The organism is Arsukibacterium sp. UBA3155, from assembly GCA_002364615.1.
Classification (GTDB): domain Bacteria; phylum Pseudomonadota; class Gammaproteobacteria; order Enterobacterales; family Alteromonadaceae; genus Alishewanella.
In genome coordinates, this window is the sequence record DEYP01000029.1 from 67,158 (window position 1) to 83,509 (window position 16,352).

Annotated in this window: 27 protein-coding genes; all 27 read left to right on the forward strand. The window is 49.3% G+C overall.

The window, feature by feature from the left end; translation table 11 throughout:
* Positions 1–289 precede the first annotated feature (289 nt).
* The 27 genes from B2X65_RS17015 to B2X65_RS17890 all read left to right on the forward strand — a co-directional run bounded on the left by B2X65_RS17015 (position 290) and on the right by B2X65_RS17890 (position 16,334).
* Positions 290–1,291 (forward strand): replication protein, encoded by a 1,002-nt coding sequence (locus tag B2X65_RS17015; protein ID WP_290614702.1) that lies wholly within the window; start codon positions 290–292, stop codon positions 1,289–1,291.
* On the forward strand, positions 1,288–2,046 hold the full coding sequence (locus B2X65_RS17020) for an ATP-binding protein (protein WP_290614704.1): 759 nt from the start codon (positions 1,288–1,290) through the stop codon (positions 2,044–2,046). Before B2X65_RS17015 ends, B2X65_RS17020 begins: the two co-directional genes overlap by 4 nt.
* Positions 2,043–2,270, forward strand: a complete 228-nt coding sequence (locus B2X65_RS17025; protein WP_290614706.1) for a hypothetical protein — start codon at positions 2,043–2,045, stop codon at positions 2,268–2,270. The genes B2X65_RS17020 and B2X65_RS17025 overlap by 4 nt, the downstream gene beginning before the upstream one ends.
* The gene (locus B2X65_RS17030) at positions 2,260–2,463 is read left to right on the forward strand and encodes a hypothetical protein (RefSeq protein ID WP_290614708.1); all 204 of its coding nucleotides are present in this window, start codon (positions 2,260–2,262) and stop codon (positions 2,461–2,463) included. Before B2X65_RS17025 ends, B2X65_RS17030 begins: the two co-directional genes overlap by 11 nt.
* Before the next feature lie 2 nt (positions 2,464–2,465).
* Complete coding sequence (locus B2X65_RS17035; protein ID WP_290614710.1) at positions 2,466–3,674, forward strand: tyrosine-type recombinase/integrase; 1,209 nt, start codon at positions 2,466–2,468, stop codon at positions 3,672–3,674.
* Between the two features lie 61 nt (positions 3,675–3,735).
* On the forward strand, positions 3,736–4,194 hold the full coding sequence (locus B2X65_RS17040; RefSeq protein WP_290614712.1) for a hypothetical protein: 459 nt from the start codon (positions 3,736–3,738) through the stop codon (positions 4,192–4,194).
* Positions 4,195–4,443, forward strand: a complete 249-nt coding sequence (locus B2X65_RS17045) for a helix-turn-helix domain-containing protein (RefSeq protein ID WP_290614714.1) — start codon at positions 4,195–4,197, stop codon at positions 4,441–4,443.
* 355 nt (positions 4,444–4,798) lie between these two features.
* Complete coding sequence (locus B2X65_RS17050) at positions 4,799–5,473, forward strand: hypothetical protein (RefSeq protein WP_290614716.1); 675 nt, start codon at positions 4,799–4,801, stop codon at positions 5,471–5,473.
* A 223-nt stretch (positions 5,474–5,696) separates the two neighbouring features.
* Complete coding sequence (locus tag B2X65_RS17055; RefSeq protein WP_290614718.1) at positions 5,697–5,924, forward strand: hypothetical protein; 228 nt, start codon at positions 5,697–5,699, stop codon at positions 5,922–5,924.
* Positions 5,925–6,017: 93 nt separating this feature from the next.
* Positions 6,018–6,371 (forward strand): hypothetical protein, encoded by a 354-nt coding sequence (locus tag B2X65_RS17060; RefSeq protein WP_290614720.1) that lies wholly within the window; start codon positions 6,018–6,020, stop codon positions 6,369–6,371.
* Between the two features lie 56 nt (positions 6,372–6,427).
* Entirely contained in the window at positions 6,428–6,802 is a 375-nt protein-coding gene (locus B2X65_RS17065; protein WP_290614721.1) for a D-Ala-D-Ala carboxypeptidase family metallohydrolase, read from the forward strand.
* Position 6,803: 1 nt separating this feature from the next.
* Entirely contained in the window at positions 6,804–7,007 is a 204-nt protein-coding gene (locus B2X65_RS17070; protein ID WP_290614723.1) for a hypothetical protein, read from the forward strand.
* Between the two features lie 3 nt (positions 7,008–7,010).
* On the forward strand, positions 7,011–7,319 hold the full coding sequence (locus B2X65_RS17075; RefSeq protein ID WP_290614725.1) for a hypothetical protein: 309 nt from the start codon (positions 7,011–7,013) through the stop codon (positions 7,317–7,319).
* Positions 7,319–7,684, forward strand: a complete 366-nt coding sequence (locus B2X65_RS17080) for an HNH endonuclease (protein ID WP_290614727.1) — start codon at positions 7,319–7,321, stop codon at positions 7,682–7,684. Before B2X65_RS17075 ends, B2X65_RS17080 begins: the two co-directional genes overlap by 1 nt.
* Positions 7,685–7,778: 94 nt before the next feature.
* The gene (locus B2X65_RS17085; RefSeq protein ID WP_290614729.1) at positions 7,779–8,255 is read left to right on the forward strand and encodes a phage terminase small subunit P27 family; all 477 of its coding nucleotides are present in this window, start codon (positions 7,779–7,781) and stop codon (positions 8,253–8,255) included.
* A complete protein-coding gene (locus B2X65_RS17090) occupies positions 8,256–9,968 on the forward strand; it encodes a terminase large subunit (protein ID WP_290614731.1) in 1,713 nt (570 codons plus the stop codon).
* Positions 9,968–11,164 carry a phage portal protein gene (locus B2X65_RS17095; protein WP_290614732.1) on the forward strand — a complete coding sequence of 399 codons (1,197 nt, stop codon included), beginning with the start codon at positions 9,968–9,970 and terminating at the stop codon, positions 11,162–11,164. Before B2X65_RS17090 ends, B2X65_RS17095 begins: the two co-directional genes overlap by 1 nt.
* On the forward strand, positions 11,161–11,832 hold the full coding sequence (locus B2X65_RS17100; protein ID WP_290614734.1) for an HK97 family phage prohead protease: 672 nt from the start codon (positions 11,161–11,163) through the stop codon (positions 11,830–11,832). Before B2X65_RS17095 ends, B2X65_RS17100 begins: the two co-directional genes overlap by 4 nt.
* A gap of 2 nt (positions 11,833–11,834) precedes the next feature.
* Positions 11,835–13,100 carry a phage major capsid protein gene (locus tag B2X65_RS17105; protein WP_290614736.1) on the forward strand — a complete coding sequence of 422 codons (1,266 nt, stop codon included), beginning with the start codon at positions 11,835–11,837 and terminating at the stop codon, positions 13,098–13,100.
* 68 nt (positions 13,101–13,168) lie between these two features.
* The gene (locus B2X65_RS17110) at positions 13,169–13,483 is read left to right on the forward strand and encodes a hypothetical protein (protein ID WP_290614738.1); all 315 of its coding nucleotides are present in this window, start codon (positions 13,169–13,171) and stop codon (positions 13,481–13,483) included.
* Positions 13,483–13,821 (forward strand): head-tail connector protein, encoded by a 339-nt coding sequence (locus tag B2X65_RS17115; protein WP_290614740.1) that lies wholly within the window; start codon positions 13,483–13,485, stop codon positions 13,819–13,821. Before B2X65_RS17110 ends, B2X65_RS17115 begins: the two co-directional genes overlap by 1 nt.
* Positions 13,811–14,152: a phage head closure protein gene (locus tag B2X65_RS17120; protein ID WP_290614742.1), complete on the forward strand. Its 342-nt coding sequence runs from the start codon at positions 13,811–13,813 to the stop codon at positions 14,150–14,152. Before B2X65_RS17115 ends, B2X65_RS17120 begins: the two co-directional genes overlap by 11 nt.
* Positions 14,142–14,546 (forward strand): DUF3168 domain-containing protein, encoded by a 405-nt coding sequence (locus B2X65_RS17125; protein WP_290614744.1) that lies wholly within the window; start codon positions 14,142–14,144, stop codon positions 14,544–14,546. The genes B2X65_RS17120 and B2X65_RS17125 overlap by 11 nt, the downstream gene beginning before the upstream one ends.
* Before the next feature lie 2 nt (positions 14,547–14,548).
* Positions 14,549–15,175 carry an HK97-gp10 family putative phage morphogenesis protein gene (locus tag B2X65_RS17130; RefSeq protein ID WP_290614746.1) on the forward strand — a complete coding sequence of 209 codons (627 nt, stop codon included), beginning with the start codon at positions 14,549–14,551 and terminating at the stop codon, positions 15,173–15,175.
* An 11-nt stretch (positions 15,176–15,186) separates the two neighbouring features.
* The gene (locus tag B2X65_RS17135) at positions 15,187–15,672 is read left to right on the forward strand and encodes a phage tail tube protein (RefSeq protein WP_290614748.1); all 486 of its coding nucleotides are present in this window, start codon (positions 15,187–15,189) and stop codon (positions 15,670–15,672) included.
* Between the two features lie 9 nt (positions 15,673–15,681).
* Positions 15,682–16,125 carry a phage tail assembly chaperone family protein, TAC gene (locus B2X65_RS17140; protein ID WP_290614750.1) on the forward strand — a complete coding sequence of 148 codons (444 nt, stop codon included), beginning with the start codon at positions 15,682–15,684 and terminating at the stop codon, positions 16,123–16,125.
* On the forward strand, positions 16,086–16,334 hold the full coding sequence (locus B2X65_RS17890) for a phage tail assembly protein T (protein ID WP_422652877.1): 249 nt from the start codon (positions 16,086–16,088) through the stop codon (positions 16,332–16,334). The genes B2X65_RS17140 and B2X65_RS17890 overlap by 40 nt, the downstream gene beginning before the upstream one ends.
* Positions 16,335–16,352: the final 18 nt, after the last annotated feature.

Below are 16,352 nucleotides of genomic sequence, written 5' to 3' on the forward strand. Positions count from 1 at the left end.
TGTATTCGCTTGCTGATTGTCTTTCGGAGTGCTGGGGGGAGCGCAACAGTCAGCAGCCGAATGCAGTGAAGCCTGTAGCCAGGCAGTGTGATAAGCGTGAAAGCGTGTCGTACCGGTTAAGGTGCGTTGGCCGGCATAAAGCTAGCCGGATGTTGAACTCTCAGCAGACGTGTAAGCGCACACCCGACGGGGCAGCCGGAGTTAGCGAACCGGCCGCTGCAGACTTATTAAAAAAGAAAAGCCCGCTGGTTCAGAGCGGGCCGGTCATTAACTTAAGAAAGGTAAGCCAATGACAGCCACAAATTTAATTGATTTTAACGCTAAGCGCAATGGGGGTAACCAGGTGATAGCTGATACTGATGATGGTTACACCAGAACGGCCAACGCCATTCAGGACCAATTGTGCAAAGCCGACCTTACCGGCGCCCAGTTCCGGGTGCTTAGTGCCATTATTCGTATTACATACGGTTACAACCAAAAAACCAACCGCATTACCAATACCTATTTGGCAGAGCTTACTGGTGTGTCTGAAAAGGGCGTTAGGTTATGCCTGGCTGAATTGCATAGCCGTAACATGATCACGCTGGAGAAAGCCGGCCTGATGAAACTGGTTGGCGTAAATAAGGTGATCAGCGAGTGGGTGGTTACCACCGGTAAAAGTGAAAAACAAAGCGCTAAAGGTAAGGCAAGCCGGAACAACAGTTCCGTACAAAGACGGAACAACGGTTCCTTTAAGGCGGTACAACAGTTACCACAAGACGGAAAAACAGTTCCGTACTCAGGGAACAGTAGTTCCAGCACTAAAGACAACCTTAAAGACAACTTACTAAAGACAACTAATAAAGATCTTGTGTCGCCGCCTGCGGCAGACGACCCAGACTTAAAACCTGATGCGGCCATTCAAAAGGGCAAAAATTGGGGTACAGCGGAAGACTTAGACACTGCCAACCAAATGGCGGCCATTCTGCAAACCACTCTGGGTGAACACTACCGGCCCCCGGCACTGGCAACATGGGCTAACGACATTCGGCTGATGCGAACGCAAGACAGGCGGGCAGCCAAGCACATTATCACCCTGTTTGCATTGGCCAGCACGGATAACTTCTGGAAAACGAACATTCAGAGCCCGGCAGCACTGCGCAAAAACTGGGGCCGCCTGGCTGTGATGCATTCTGAACGGAAAAGCGGCTTTGGCAATGGCCAGAGCGGAATAACCATTGGCGAAAACGGCCAACCCATGACCCAGCAAGACTGGGGTAAAAAGGGCCGTGAATTGGCGGTGAAAGTATGAATAAGCCTGTTTTGTTAACCGTACCCCGCAGCATGATGGCCAAAGTGCAGGCCCATGCTAAACGTAGCGCGTTTAAGCCAGAAGATTACCAGGCATTTCACGAACGTGAAGCTCAGGCCGATTACCAGCGGCAGCAAGCGCAGATTGCAGCAGAACGCCACCAGCGTGACGTTAAAAAACTGCTGGACCGCAGTGGTGTGCAGGATATTTACCTTTCAGCCACGCTGGAAAGCTACCAGATTTACCGGCCAGAACAGCAAGCGGCAATTACCAGCTGCCGTAAGTTTCTTCAGGGCTTTGGCCAGCATGGTGCTGTAAAAAACATGATTTTTTGCGGCAGCACCGGTACCGGCAAGAACCACATGGCCAGTGCTATATGCAACGCGCTTAACGCCAGCGGTAAAAGTGCCGTGGTTGCCACTGCGTTTGAAATACAAATGAAAGCCCGCGCGGGCCGGCGCCACGACAACCCCTTTACCGAAGAAAAGGTAATTGCCAGCTTTTCCGGTGTCGATTTGTTGGTGCTGGATGAAATAGAGCTTGGTAGCACGCAGGACCACGACGGCAAGATAGTTAACGCGATTATTGATCAGCGGGTAACTGCCGGCAAAAGCACAATTCTGCTAACCAATATGAGTTTTGAGGAAGCGGCCGGCTTTCTGGGTGAGCGGATAGCCGATCGGCTAGTAGGTAATTTCTACCTGGTGGAGTGTTTCTGGCCAAGTTACCGCACTAACAAACCGGTGGTGGCATGAGCTTGCCCGATTACAACCTTTGCAACCAGAGCAAGGAAGCTCAGGAACAGGCGGCTGACGATACGCTGGCCTGTTACTGGCTGCACTTAAAAGCCGCTGGCAAGTTAAAGCGGCACGAAATTAAAAAGCGCCTGGATGGAATGGCAGATGCACAGCGGGAACGGATGCGAGCTGCGCTTAACCGTAATTTACCTAAGTTTAAGGAAAGTAAGCATGCCGCTTAACAGTGAAGCCCAGTTTCATATTCAGGAAGCGATTAACCATTTACGCCAGGCTGGTGGCATTGTTCTGAAGCTGGCGCCGGCTGATCCTCAGTCAGTGTTCAGGCCCAGCGAGCTGGCCGGCAATGAATTACTGTTAATTGCGGATCACTTGAACAATGTTCGTGTAGTGGCAGCTAAGCAGGAAGTGCAGTAATTATGCAGAGTATGTCGCTGGTGATATCTGATGCAGCAATAAGCCGTAGCGCAGCGGATCCGGCTATTGGTGAACTGCGCGACCAGCGGCACCCTTTGTTATTGCGGTTTCACAAAGGCCGGGATAAAGCCACCTGGTACATGGTGCGCTATGAGCACAGCCAGAAGAAGTTGCACCGGTTAGGTTACTGGCCAGTGCTGAAAACCAAGGATGCTCAGAGCATGTTGCCGGAAATGATAAAGCAGCTGGTAACTGGTGCTGATGTGCAGAACAGTCAGTTCGCGACAGTGGGCCAGCTGCTGCAGTGGTATACCGGCCGGATTGACCGGGAAACGGTTAAAAGTACCAGCCGGCGGAATGGGGTTAAAAGCGCTATTGAAAAGCACTTATTGCCCCGGCTGGGTGGTGTGATGATCCGCGATTTATCTAAGCTAGTTATCGATGAACGGTTAATGCTGCCACTGCAGAACGCTGAGCTTAAACCCTCTACCATTCGCCAGTACTTTGCTGTGCTGAAACGGGCCTTTAAAAGCGCCAATGAGCTGGGGCTGGTGTCAGTTAACCCGATGGCCGCCATGCGCTTTGGTGATCACATACAACGACGCATTGAACCAAAGGCAGGTAAGTTGCTGGTGAGTGATACCGGGCGAACCATGGCGCTTATTATGGGCCTGCCGCAACCGGTTAAAACCCTGCTGCTATTTATGTTGATGTTTGCCACCCGCATTGGTGAAACCCGCAAGCTTAAGTGGGCCCACTTTGATTTTGAAGCCAGCCAGATAACCATACCGGCCGCCATTACCAAGACCAGCGCTAACCATATTCTGCCCATTACTGAACAGGCCTGCGCCATGCTGCAGGAACTAAGCCCGTTATGTGGGGGTGAATACCTGTTCAGCAGTGGCAAGACTGAGCTAAGCCACAACGAAGCACAGAAGCGGGTGAGGGCAGCAGCGGGTGGTAAGTTCAGCGCCCACGACTTACGCAAACTGGCCAGAAGTGCGTGGGCAAATATGGGTATTGATTACTGGGTATCAGAGCGCCTGCTTAACCATAAGCAAAAGGGCCTAGATGCCGTGTATATAAAAGCTGATGCACTGGACGTAAAACACGCAGCCCTTAGCCAGTACCATGAATGGCTATTTGACGCATTTCAGCGCGTGCACAATGCAGGCATTGAGAAAAGCGACAATGACGGCAAAGCGACATAAATAAAGGCTTGTACGGCTGTTTAGATTTTTACTATACGGAACATTTTAATAGGGGTGTTTAGTGTTAATTATTGGCATTGATCCGGACCTGACCGCCAGCGGTGTTGCTGTGATAACACTGGATAAGTGCATTGTTGAAATGCAACGGGTTAAGTTCTGCCAGCTGGTCGACTATATACAGCTGCAAGCCATGAAAGTGGACGGCCGGATCCTGATTAAAATGGAAGACCCAAATACTATTAAGCCGACATTCCCCAGGGCGATACACAAAGCCATGAACCGCCAGGCAGTAAACAACAGGATCAGCCAGAACGTGGGTCAAGTTAAAGCCGTGGCCACATTAATATTGGAAGTGCTTAAAGCAACTGGTTACAACGTTACACCATGCCGGCCATTAGTGGGTGGCCATAAATCCAGATGTAAAATGGATTATCGTTACTTTAATCAGCTAACTGGCTGGGACAAGCGCAGTAATGAAGATTGTCGGGATGCGGCACTTATAGCTTTGTTTGGTGGTTGAATGACTATACAGCAGCAGCCTGAAGTAATGACCGGCGGTTTTATCCTCAGAGCCAACCGCAAGCGCATTGGTTTTACGCAGGAGCAGGTTGCTGAAATGATGGATATGTCATTAAGAACATACCAAGGCTGGGAGCGCGACCGGTCGGATCCTTCGTTTGGTGATGTTATGGCTATCTGTGAGTGTGTTTTTAAAATTGATGTGTTGGATGCAATAGTAGTTGCCCAGGAGGCGAAAGATGAACATTAAAGAGTTGCACAAGCAGCTTATAAGCTGGGGTAAGTTCTGGGCTGCTAAAGAATCATTGCAGGGTTATGCTAGTACCAGTGTTACCGAACGCTGCTGCCAGGTGCTTAGAACAGGTATATGGGCCAGCTCTGATAAGCACTTGTTCAATCACCAGGCTGATAACTTATACGTGCCAGACTGGATTGCTTGTATCGACCACTGCCTTAATGAACTGCCGCCATCCCACCGCCGGGTGATTAACCGCCGATATATAAAACAGGTTAAGTTAAACAGTACCGAGCGCATCGCGCTTTGGCATGCACAAGCTGGTATTTTAGCTATATACTGAAAAAAAATAAAAAAGGTATATAACTGAGTGGAAGATAAAAAGTTTGCAACTTTAAAAGTTATAAAAGCAAGGCGGAGACTGCTTTTGAGAGGCCCTGTGCACATTTTCTTGGTGGTTTTCATATGCTGGTTAACTATATTTTCATTTAATTACTTCGAAAAATGCTGGGTAAAAACTGATTATTTTTGTCCAACAATTGAAGGTGGCAACCATATATTTAAATGGGTCATTGCTATTACGCAGTTTTTTGGTATCGGCCTACTGCTATGGGATTTAGATTCGAGAATGCAGACTCTTACTGGGGCAAAATTAAAAACATACTTTTTTGATAAATTGAAAGGTTGGTATTACCTTTGGTTTATACGGAACCACAATGTGGGGGCGCACTCAGAGATGCCAATGTTGGTAAGTGGCGTGGCTGCTACTTCGTATGAGGAGCAGAAAGCTACAATAGAAGCACAGCTTGCCTATCTACAAAAGAGAATATCTGAAACTGATTCAAGGCTTGCTTTAGAGAGCCAAGAGAGAAAGAAACTAGAAGGTAAACTAAAATCTGATATTAATAAGGTATATAAGGCTATAGATGAATCTAAAGATAAGGTGATGGAGACTGTAACTAAGGTTCATGTTGGCGGTTATACAAGGCAATTGTGGTCAATTTTTTTTATTGCCTACTCTGCTCTGTTAAGTGTTTACGTTTAAATATTATAAATTAATTTTAAACCCGCCATTTTTGGCGTGTTTTATGGCGTTGAAATAAGCTATTTTTCTCTAAGCTTGCAAGAGCTGTAACTTCCCTCGGTTACGCAAATCACATACAGAACCCCAGTCCTCAGCTGGGGTTTGCTTTTTTGAGGTTGCACCAGCCTTGACAGTTTCACTATATGAATTACATTTTAAATAAATGTTTCAAATAGGTGTCAGCATGGTAGCAGCATCAGAAGCAGAGTTATTGAATGAACTCAGGGAATGGAAAGCTCACGGCAATTCATTGAGCAAGTTATTAGTAGTAAAGCCGGTATCAGATGGCATCCAGTTGGCTGTACCGAGGTACAACAACGGCCAGCACATTGCATGCTGGCCAACAATGCCAAGTTACGCAGCTGCATATGCTGCATACGGTGAAATGCTTGATAAGGTATTGGGCTGCTGAAAGCTCATTCCAGCAAAAATTAAGTCGCCGGTTTCTTTTCTATTTCACAGTACCACTGATATTATATGTATATTTATACAGTATTGGTGGTGAATGCCCTGCATCAGACGGCGCTACAATTACGGCATTATTTATCTGCGGCCAGAGCCTATACGCAGTAAGTCTTTGGCTGGTCAAACATTAGATGTGGTGACGAGAGGCAATGACTTTAAGCGAATCGCTTTTCACGGGTTCATCGATATTGGCAAGGTTCCAGCGTGTACGCCCAGAGTTAAACTGATAAACATATCCGGCTTTAATGCCTCAGCCAGTGAAATGGGCGACTGGGTGGATTACGGAATGAATGCCGTAATGCTCGGGGCCTACTTCAACGCTGGGGTGTGGCTGGTTCTGGATCATGGCTTGCCAGTGGCTTGGTGTGATGCGGTTCGTATATTGCCAAAGTAATTAAACTGAATTTTTAAACAAACCCGGTTCGCCGGGTTTTTTATTGGGAAAATGAAATGGACTGGTCCAACTATCCGAACTTCAGCAAGGCTGAGTTTGATTGCAAGCACACTGGCAAGTGTGAAATGGAGCCAGCATTCATGGATCGACTACAGACCCTGCGCATTGCTTTTGGTAAGCCAATGCAGATAAGCAGCGGTTACCGCGCACCACAACACCCTATTGAAGCCGCTAAGGCTAAGCCTGGACCACACAGTACCGGCCGCGCCTGCGATGTGGTTGTTCGTGGATCTGATGCATTAAAGCTGGTCGAGTTAGCAATTAAGCACGGCTTTACCGGTATAGGCGTTAACCAGAAAGGTAACGCACGATTCATCCACCTGGACGACTTGAGCAGCATCGATGGCCGGCCAACTATCTGGAGTTACTAAAATGCCAGCATTTCTATTAAAGGTTGTTAAAGGCCTGGCCATTCACTTTGCTACTAAGTATGCAGCAGAGCTGTTGGTTAAGGCTGCCATCGAGGCGATGGAGAAAGCAGCTAAACGCACCAGCACTGTTATTGATGATGAGATAGTCGCTAAGGTTAAGGCTGATCGCGACACCATTATCAGTATCGTACGTGGTAAAGGTTAGCAGATGCCTGATCAGCATATGAATCCGGAAGTGCCTACTAAGTGGGGCCCAGACAAACGCAGCTGGCATCTGGATAAAACAATAAGCGTTGGCCACCTGGTTAGTACTCTGATCATTGCTGTGTCTGTGTTCGGCTGGGCAGTGACGCTAGATAAGCGAGTGGAACAAAATGCGCTGGCTATCATTTACTTAAAAGAGCAGCAGCATGCTGAGCAGAAGCGCGTTGAGCAGCTGCGCAGTGAGATTAAGCAAGACCTGCGTGATATCAATCATAAGCTGGACAGGCTGATTGAAAGCCAGGCTAAGCGCTGATGCCACGTACCAGCAAGCCATGCCGTAAGTGCAAGACTGTGCTCACCCGTGATGCATCTGGTTACTGCGAAGCATGCAAGCCTGCAGATGATAGCAATTGGTCAGGCTGGCAGCGTCAGCGCGGCAACCGACACGAGCGTGGATATGGTAGTAAGTGGCAGGTTTTACGTGCAGAAATTCTGGAACGTGATGAGCATCTGTGTCAGATCTGCATCAATAGCGGCGTGTTCACCAGAGCCACTCACGTTGACCACATTAAGCCAAAGGCACAAGGAGGCACCGACGATAGGGCGAACCTGCAAGGTCTCTGCAAACCGTGTCACGATGCCAAGACGGCCACAGAACGGACAGGGGGGGCGGGGTAAATCTCTACAGCCTGGCCCAGCTGTACCGCCCCTTAAGTCAGATTTTTACACCCGCGAAATTAAAAGTTTAACCCGGCGGGGTGGTTGAGGTTTTATGTCAGGTACACAAATCGTTGCCGGCCGGGGGCGCAAGCCAAAGCCTACGGCTCGTAAACGTGCTGCTGGTAACCCTGGCAAACGCAAACTGAATGATCAGGAGCCCGACTTTTCAATTATCCATTCGGTAGAGACGCCAGAGTGGCTATCTGAAAATGCTCGGGTCATGTTTAAGCTGGTAACCGATGAACTATGCCGCGAGCAGGTTCTGACCGCTACCGACTTACACAACGTTGAAGCGTTCTGCACCAGTTATTCAAACTGGCGGTTGGCTCAGTCTGAAATTGACCAGAACGGGATCACGGTTGAAGGGGCCATGGGTGGGTTGATCAAGAACCCTGCAGTAACCGTGGCCAATGAGTCACTGCGCCAGCTGGTCACTTTCGGGTCCTTGCTTGGTCTGGACCCATCCAGCCGCAGCCGGTTAATTGGCGCTGCCAAAAAGCCAGCTGGTAACCAGTTCTCAGAGTTTTAAATGGCTAAGGTAGAGCGGTACCCGCACGTTAACCGGGCCAGTAAGTATGCCCGTGATGTAGTGGCCGGCCGAATACCAGCCTGCAAGTATGTGCGCCTGGCATGCGAACGCTACCTGGTAGACCTTGAACAGCAGTCGAAAAAGGTATTTAAGTACCGTTTCGATAAAGACAAAGCCGAAAGGTCTTGCCGCTTTATCGAAAAGCTACCCCATACCAAAGGGGAATGGGCATTCCGGGGCGAGCGGTTAAAGCTGGAGCCGTGGCAAAGCTTTATTATTGCCAATGCTTTTGGCTGGGTTCGTAAGAAGGGCGGCAAGCGCCGGTTCCGTGAAGTGTACACCGAGGTACCACGTAAAAATGGTAAGTCGGCAGTCAGCTCCGGCGTGGCCGTTTACACCTTTGCTGCAGACGGTGAATTCGGCGCCGAAGTTTATTCAGGTGCCACCACTGAGAAACAAGCCTGGGAAGTTTTCAGGCCGGCAAAGCTTATGTGCTCCAGAACGCCGGATCTACTGGCGCACTTCGGCATTGAAGTTAATGCCAGCACTATCAGCAAACCGTCTGATGCTGCGCGTCTAGAGCCAGTAATTGGTAAACCCGGTGACGGCGCCAGCCCCAGCTGCGCCATCATCGATGAATACCACGAACACGACACCAGCGACTTATACGACACCATGCTAACCGGTATGGGCGCCCGGGCTCAGCCCTTACTGTGGATAATTACCACAGCTGGCGCCAACATCGAAGGGCCGTGTTACGACAAGCGCCGCGGTGTTATTGAAATGCTTGAGGGCATCACGCCTGATGACGAGCTATTCGGCATTATTTACACAGTCGACGCTGAAGACGATTGGACAGATCCGGCAGTACTGCGCAAGGCAAACCCGAATATGGGTGTGTCGGTGCACGAAGATTACCTGCTAAGTCAGCAGCAGCGGGCCATTAAAAACGCCCGGTTTACCAATACGTTCAAAACGAAGCATTTGAACATCTGGGTAAGTGCTAAAACCGCATTCTTTAACCTGGAATCGTGGAAAGCCTGCGAAGACAAAACGATGGAAGTCTCAGCTTTCGCCGGGCAGGAATGCATTATTGCCAACGACTTAGCCACAAAGCTCGACTTAACGGCCATGGTTCCGTTGTTCTGGCGAGACATATGCGGCAAGCGGCATTACTACTGCATAGGTAGCAAGTTCTTTATTCCATACGACACCGTTTATAACAGCGATGATCAGAAGCTGGCGCAGCGGTACCAGAAGTGGGCGAACACCGGCAGCATCATCGTTACCGACGGTGCCGAAATAAACTTTAAAGACGTGATGGAAGAAATACTTAACTTCCACCGTGAAGCCCCTGTGCGTGAGGTCCCACTGGATCCGCACGGTGCAACTGCACTGGCGCACGACTTAGAGGGCGAGGGTCTGCTGCCGGTAAACATACCGCAGAACTACACCCACATGAGCGAACCCATGAAAGAACTGGAAGCCGCAATACAAAGCGGCCGGTTCCACCATGACGGCCACCCGATACTTACCTGGTGTATTGGTAACGTGGTTGCTCAGGTAACGCCAGACGAAAAAATGATGCGCCCTGTTAAAGAGAAACGGGGCTCAGTAAACAAAATAGACGGCGCAGTCGCGCTGATCATGGCAATTTCACGAGCAATGGCGAATGAACCGCCAGAGCCTGAACCAAACATACGGACACTTTGATGGGTTTATTTAAACGATTCTTCGGCACTAAAAATACCGACATCATAGATAGCCCTGAAAAATTACTGGCCCTATTTTCATCATTTGGTATGTCTGCAGCCGGTATCAGCATTACCCCGGCTAATGCTATGCAAATTGCGTCGGTGTTTTCGTGCGTTCGGATCCTGGCTGAATCAGTCGGCATGCTGCCGCTTAACCTGATGAAACAGGACGGCCGCCAAAAAGTAAAAGATTCAAAGAACGATTTGTACTGGTTAATGCAGAACGGGCCAAACGACTACATGACTGCTCAGGAGTTTAAAGAGCTGATCATGGTCCACCTTGGCTTACGTGGTAACCACTACTCATACATTAACCGCTCATCCACAGGCAAAGTTTTAGAGCTTCTACCACTGGCACCGCACTGTGTAGAGCCAAAATTAAAAGACGACTGGACTGTTGAGTATAAAGTTACCTTTGCAAAAGGTGATCAACGCACACTGGATGCCAATGACATACTGCATATAAGGCTTTTTACCCTTGATGGCCTGAATGGTTTAAGCCCAATCAGTTATGGCCGGCACACAATGGGCCTGGCTAAAGCAACAGAAACTCATGGTAGCAAACTGTTTGCCAATGCTGCGCGGCCTTCTGGCGGTTTTAAAACAGAAAAAACGTTAACTGACCCGCAATTCAATCGTCTTAAAGACCAATTTAACGAGTACAGCGGCGAGAACGCCCTTAAAAATCTTATACTGGAAGGTGGCTTAGAGTGGTTTCAAACCACCATGAGCAGTGAAGATGCCCAGTTTCTGGAAACCAGAAAGTACCAGCGATCTGAAATATTCGGGTTGTTCCGGGTGCCGCCTCACATGGCAGCGGATCTGGAAAAAGCCACATTCAGCAACATTGAACACCAAAGCCTCGACTTTGTTCAGCACAGCCTGATGCCTTACTTAACCCGCATCGAGCAGCGCTGCGATAAGGACCTGCTGAAGTCAGATAAAACCCGTTACTTCAAATTCAACGCCAACGCCCTGCTGCGCGGCGCCATGAAAGATCGTGCAGAGTTCTACGGCAAGCTGGTTAACCTGGGCGCGCTTAGTCCAAATGACGTGCGTGAATACGAAGACATGAATCCGCGGGAAGATGGCGACATTTACCTAACACCAAGCAACATGCTTATTGATGGCAAGCTGCCGGAGAAACCACAATGAAATACAAACACGGCATACAAACCCGTAGTCGTTTAGACATGCCGCTAACTATTAAAGCGGTAAGTGAAACAGGCGAGTTTGAAGGGTACGGCAGCGTTTTCGGTGTTAAAGACACCTACGGCGATATCGTAACGCCAGGCGCATTTGCTGAAAGCCTCAAAGTTTGGGGCAGCAAAAAACGCTTACCCGCCATGCTGTGGCAGCACCGTATGGATGAACCTATCGGTATTTTTACTGATATGTACGAAGACGAAACAGGCTTGTTCGTTAAAGGCCGGTTATTAGTCGAAGACGACCCGATGGCCCGCCGAGCGCACGCCCACATGAAAGCCGGTTCCATTTCAGGCATGAGCATTGGTTACATTCTCAAAGATTGGGAATACGACAAAACCAAAGAAGCCTACATCCTAAAACATATTGAACTGTGGGAAGTGTCATTGGTGACATTCCCCGCAAATGACGAGGCCCGCGTGGCTGAAGTCAAATCAGCGTTAAGTTCTGGTGACGTTCCCGCTCCAAGCCTTGTTGAGCGGTGCCTGCGCGATGCCGGTTTTTCCAGAACTCAGGCCAAAACCATTGTTGGTGGCGGTTACAAGGCCCTGCGCGATGCAGGAGATACAAACAAGCTCGACTCATTAAATTCCCTGCTAAACGTATTCGGAGATTAACCATGCATAAGCAACATTTTCAACCTGGCATGATGATGCCAGCTTCTTCAGCATTCCATCATAAAGATGGCGGTGCCGATCCAGTAAAAGAAGTAGCCGACAAACTGGCTGCCAAATTCACCGAGTTTAAAGACACCAACGAAAAGCGCTTAAATGCCGTTGAGTCTGAAAAGGCCGCACTGGCCGGTAAGCTCGATACCTTAACCGAACAAATCACCGCACTGGAAGGTTTAAAAGCCACCATCGAAGCAATGGAAAAGAAAGCTAACCGGCCTGGTACAACTACTGGTACACCGGAAGCGGCTGAACACAAGGAAGCGTTCAATAAATTCCTGCGCAAAGGTCAGGATCAAGGCTTAGGTGCACTGCAAGCCAAGGCGCTTAATATCACTGATGATCCAGATGGCGGCTATGCCGTGCCAGAAGAATTGGACCGCAACATCATCAGTTTACTGCGTAACGCTACGCCAATGCGCCAACTGGCCAATGTTATTGCCATGGGGGGTGCAGAGTATAAAAAACTGGTAAGCGTTGGTGGCGCAGCGTCGGGTTGGGTAGGTGAGCAAGTCGCTCGTCCGGCAACCGGCACGCCAACGTTGGCGCAGGTAACCCCGTTTATGGGTGAGCTTTACGCTAACCCGCAATCCACTCAAACCATGCTGGATGATGCATTCTTTAATGCAGAAGCCTGGCTGTCTGATGAAGTGGCAACTGAGTTTGCAGAAAAAGAAAACTTAGCGTTTACCAGCGGTGACGGTACCTTAAAGCCTAAAGGCTTACTGGCTTATGCAACTGCTGCAACAATTGATGGCACCCGGCCATTCGGTACCTTCCAGCATATTGAATCAGCAGGTATTGGCGCTATTAGCGGTGATGATATCGTTAAGTTTGCTACTTACCTGAAAACCGGTTACCTGATGGGCAGCCGCTGGCAGTTCAGCCGTACCACATTAGCTGCACTGATGATCCTGAAAGACGGTGACGGCAATTACCTGTGGCGTCCGGGCCTGTCTGAGGGTGTTAGTTCAGTATTAGCGGGTTTTGGTTACACCATTAACGACGATATGCCAGCCATCGCCGCCGGTGCTAACTCAATCGCCTTTGGTGATCACAAGCGGGCTTATACCATTATCGACCGCATGGGCACCCGCGTTCTGCGCGACCCGTTCACCAATAAACCGTTTGTTGGCTTCTACACCACCAAACGTGTTGGCGGTATGGCGGTAGATACTCAGGCCGTGAAGTTCCTGAAAATCAGAACTTCATAATTAACCCTTAGTTTCCCTGGCAACAACTTAACCCCGGTTCGCCGGGGTTATTTTTTGGAGAAAATACCATGGCAAAAGCCAACCAAAGCGCTGCAGCTGCCAAAGCGGCCACCGCGCCAACCGCCGATAAAGCGGATGTTAATACTGGCGACACTGCGGATCAAACTGAAAAGCTTGACCCTAAAACAGCCATCACCATCTTAAAATCGTTCTCTGCCAGCGAAAACGGCTGCACGGTAGACGATTACGCGCCTGGACTTTGTGCCGGATTGCCGCCAGTAGCCAGCAAATTTGCCATTGCGATCGAGGCAGTAAGCGAAGAAGACGCGGCCAAACTGTTAAAGGCGTTGGAAGCTGAACCAAAGCAGGAAACCGCTGAATAATGCTTACCCTGATCAGCATAAAGCGCCAACTTCGGCTGGAAGATGAAGATCTCGACGACAATCAACAGGGCTATTTGTTAGAACTGGAAGCGGCCGCCGTCGATATGCTGGAACAGCACCTTAACCGCAAACTTTATGCCGATCAGCAAGCTATTGACGATGATCCTGCAGCAACAGTAACCGCCCTGGTTATCCCGCCATCAGTAAAACGGGCAGGGCTAATGCTGGTATCAGATATGTACGAAAACCGTGGCGTAACCAGCATATTGTCGCTGAACGACAACCCGGTGTTTAAAGCAGCGCTCAATCCATACCGGATATACCCCAATGGCTATTGAGGCAGGCAAACTGCGCCACCGCTGCGAGTTATACAGCGTAAACCGCGATAACCGCGACGCATCTGGCCAAAAAGTACCGGCATACGTGTTGGTTCGCCCGTTCTGGGCCGAAATATTAACCGCAAAGCAGGTGCAGCAGCGCATAGCCAACGGCATGGAATACCCCAATGCCACCACATTTCATTGCCGGTACATGCCCGGCACTGACGTAACGCCTGATATGGCCGTGCTGTGCAAGGGCAAATATTACGATATAGAGCAGGTAGAAAACCCCAAGGGTCTTAACGTAGAGCTGTATTTCATGGCAGAGCAAAAAACCAATGAGCGATAACAAAGCTGAATTTGCAATAGTGCAAATACTTAATACTAACTCCACGCTCAACAATGAGGTTCAAGGCAGAATTACGCCACTGGTTCGGGATGAAGGAGGTTTGCTCCCAGCTATCGTTTATACCGGTTCAGAGCCCATATTTCAGCGTTACCTGGATGGTAGTTTTATGGATATCGCAAATGTTGATATGGGCTTTGAAGTTTGGGCAACAAGTTACGTACAGGCAAAGCGCTTGGCTAGTAATGTAATTGGTGCACTAAACAACTTTACTGGCAGCATAGCTGGTGTTTCTGTGCTTACCATCGATTGTGATCCGGGTGATGAATCAGGCGCATGGGATGGCAACGAAATAGTTATCGAACTCAACGCAACCATAACAGCAAAAGGTTTATAGGCATGTCTGGTCCACTATTCAAAATTACCGGGTTAAATGATGCCCTTAAACGAATGGCGAACACCAGCCCTAAACAACAAGGCAAGGCCTACCGGTCAGCCGCTCGCAGTTCAATGCTGCCAGTTCGCAACGCTGTTCGTAATGGCGCCCGTCGGGTCGACAACCCGGCAACTAACCGCAGCATTGCCGCAAACGTTGCAGTGCGAAGCATGCCTCGTCGTAAGTTGCGCAGCGCTGGCGGCAGGGTTGGTGACATTGGTATCAGCGTTGGTATTTTAGGCGGTGCCCGCCAATATGCTGAAACTAAAGAAAATCGCCGAAAAGGCCGGGCCGGTCAAACCTATAAAACGGGTGGCAGTAGAACTAACCCGGGTGGTGATACCTGGTACTGGCGCCTGATTGAGTTTGGCCGCTCCGCATTTAAAACCGGGACCAATTCAGTAACCGGCAAACGCGTAAACCTATTTAATCCGGTTACCGGCAGCAACTTTGGCTTTAGGGTTAAAGGCGTTCCTGCCAAGGCCTTTATGCAACCCGCTTTACCAAAAAACATAAACTCGGTCATGGATCGTTTGGCAAAACGCTTAACGGCCATTATCAATAAATCCGCTAATGGGCGGCCTCAGTAGGAGACATTAAAATGTCAGTTTTAACCCAAGGTACACATATATTCTTTATCGATCCTGCCGGCGCCGGCACAGTTGTACAGGTAAAGCGTGCAACCCAGTTTAACCCAGGTGGCAATCCTGCAAGCCAAATTGATGAGTCTGCGCTGGAAGACTTAGATGCTCAGTTCAGAAAAGGATTCCGCACTCCTGGCCAGGCATCTATGACTATTAACGCCGACCCTGCAGAACCTTCACATATTCGTCTGCATGAACTGTCAGAATCAAACGATCAGACTCAAGAGAAATTAAAATGGGTTGTTGGTTGGTCTGACGGTACTGATCTGCCAACGGTTACAGATGGTGAGTTTGTACTACCAACCACTCGCACCTGGTTTAAGTTTACCGGCTATGTATCAGACTTTCCGTTCGATTTCGCTTTAAATACTATTGTTACAACCGCGGTAAGCATCCAGCGCAGTGGCGGCAGCCAGTGGGTTAAGAAAGTGCCAACACCTTAAGGACACAACATGGAATTAAGCATTGCAACGCTGGAAGAGCTTGGGGCCTTTGCCCCGGCTCGTCCTGAAAAGCGCGAAATTGTGTGGCACACCAAGAAAGATGGTGAAACCGTAAAACATACAGCAAATGTGTATGTGCGAAAGTTGTCTTTTGCCACCTTATCAACCGAGAGCGTAAGCCCTAATTACCGGGATAATGTTCTTGCTGCCCGCATAGCCGCCAGTATAGTCGACAGCAATGGCAAGCCAGTTTTTACCGCTGCAGACTTGGTTGGCAATGAAACCCGGGGCCCTATTTGCGAAAGTCTGGGCATGGCCTTGCTGGCTGTGGTGGCTGAAGTAAATAACTTTGCTGGTGAAGTAAAAAACTCACCGCCGCCGAATCCATCTGGCACGAGCTCGTCCTCGCAGGAATCGGCGGCAAAACAGTCGCAGAAGCCAAAGAACGAGTAAGCTACCAAGAGTACCTGAGCTGGCTGTCGTTCCGTCGCCAGCATGGGCCACTGGCAATGCAGCTGCGCCAGGAGCGCATAGCAGCCGCGCAAATGTTCCAGCTTAGCAAACTTCATGGCGGCAAAGGTCAGGTAGATGATTTTATGATCTGGACCAAACCAGACGAACAGGAAATTTCACTGGAACAAGCGCTGGAAAAATGGGTATAGTGATTTATCTAATTAAGG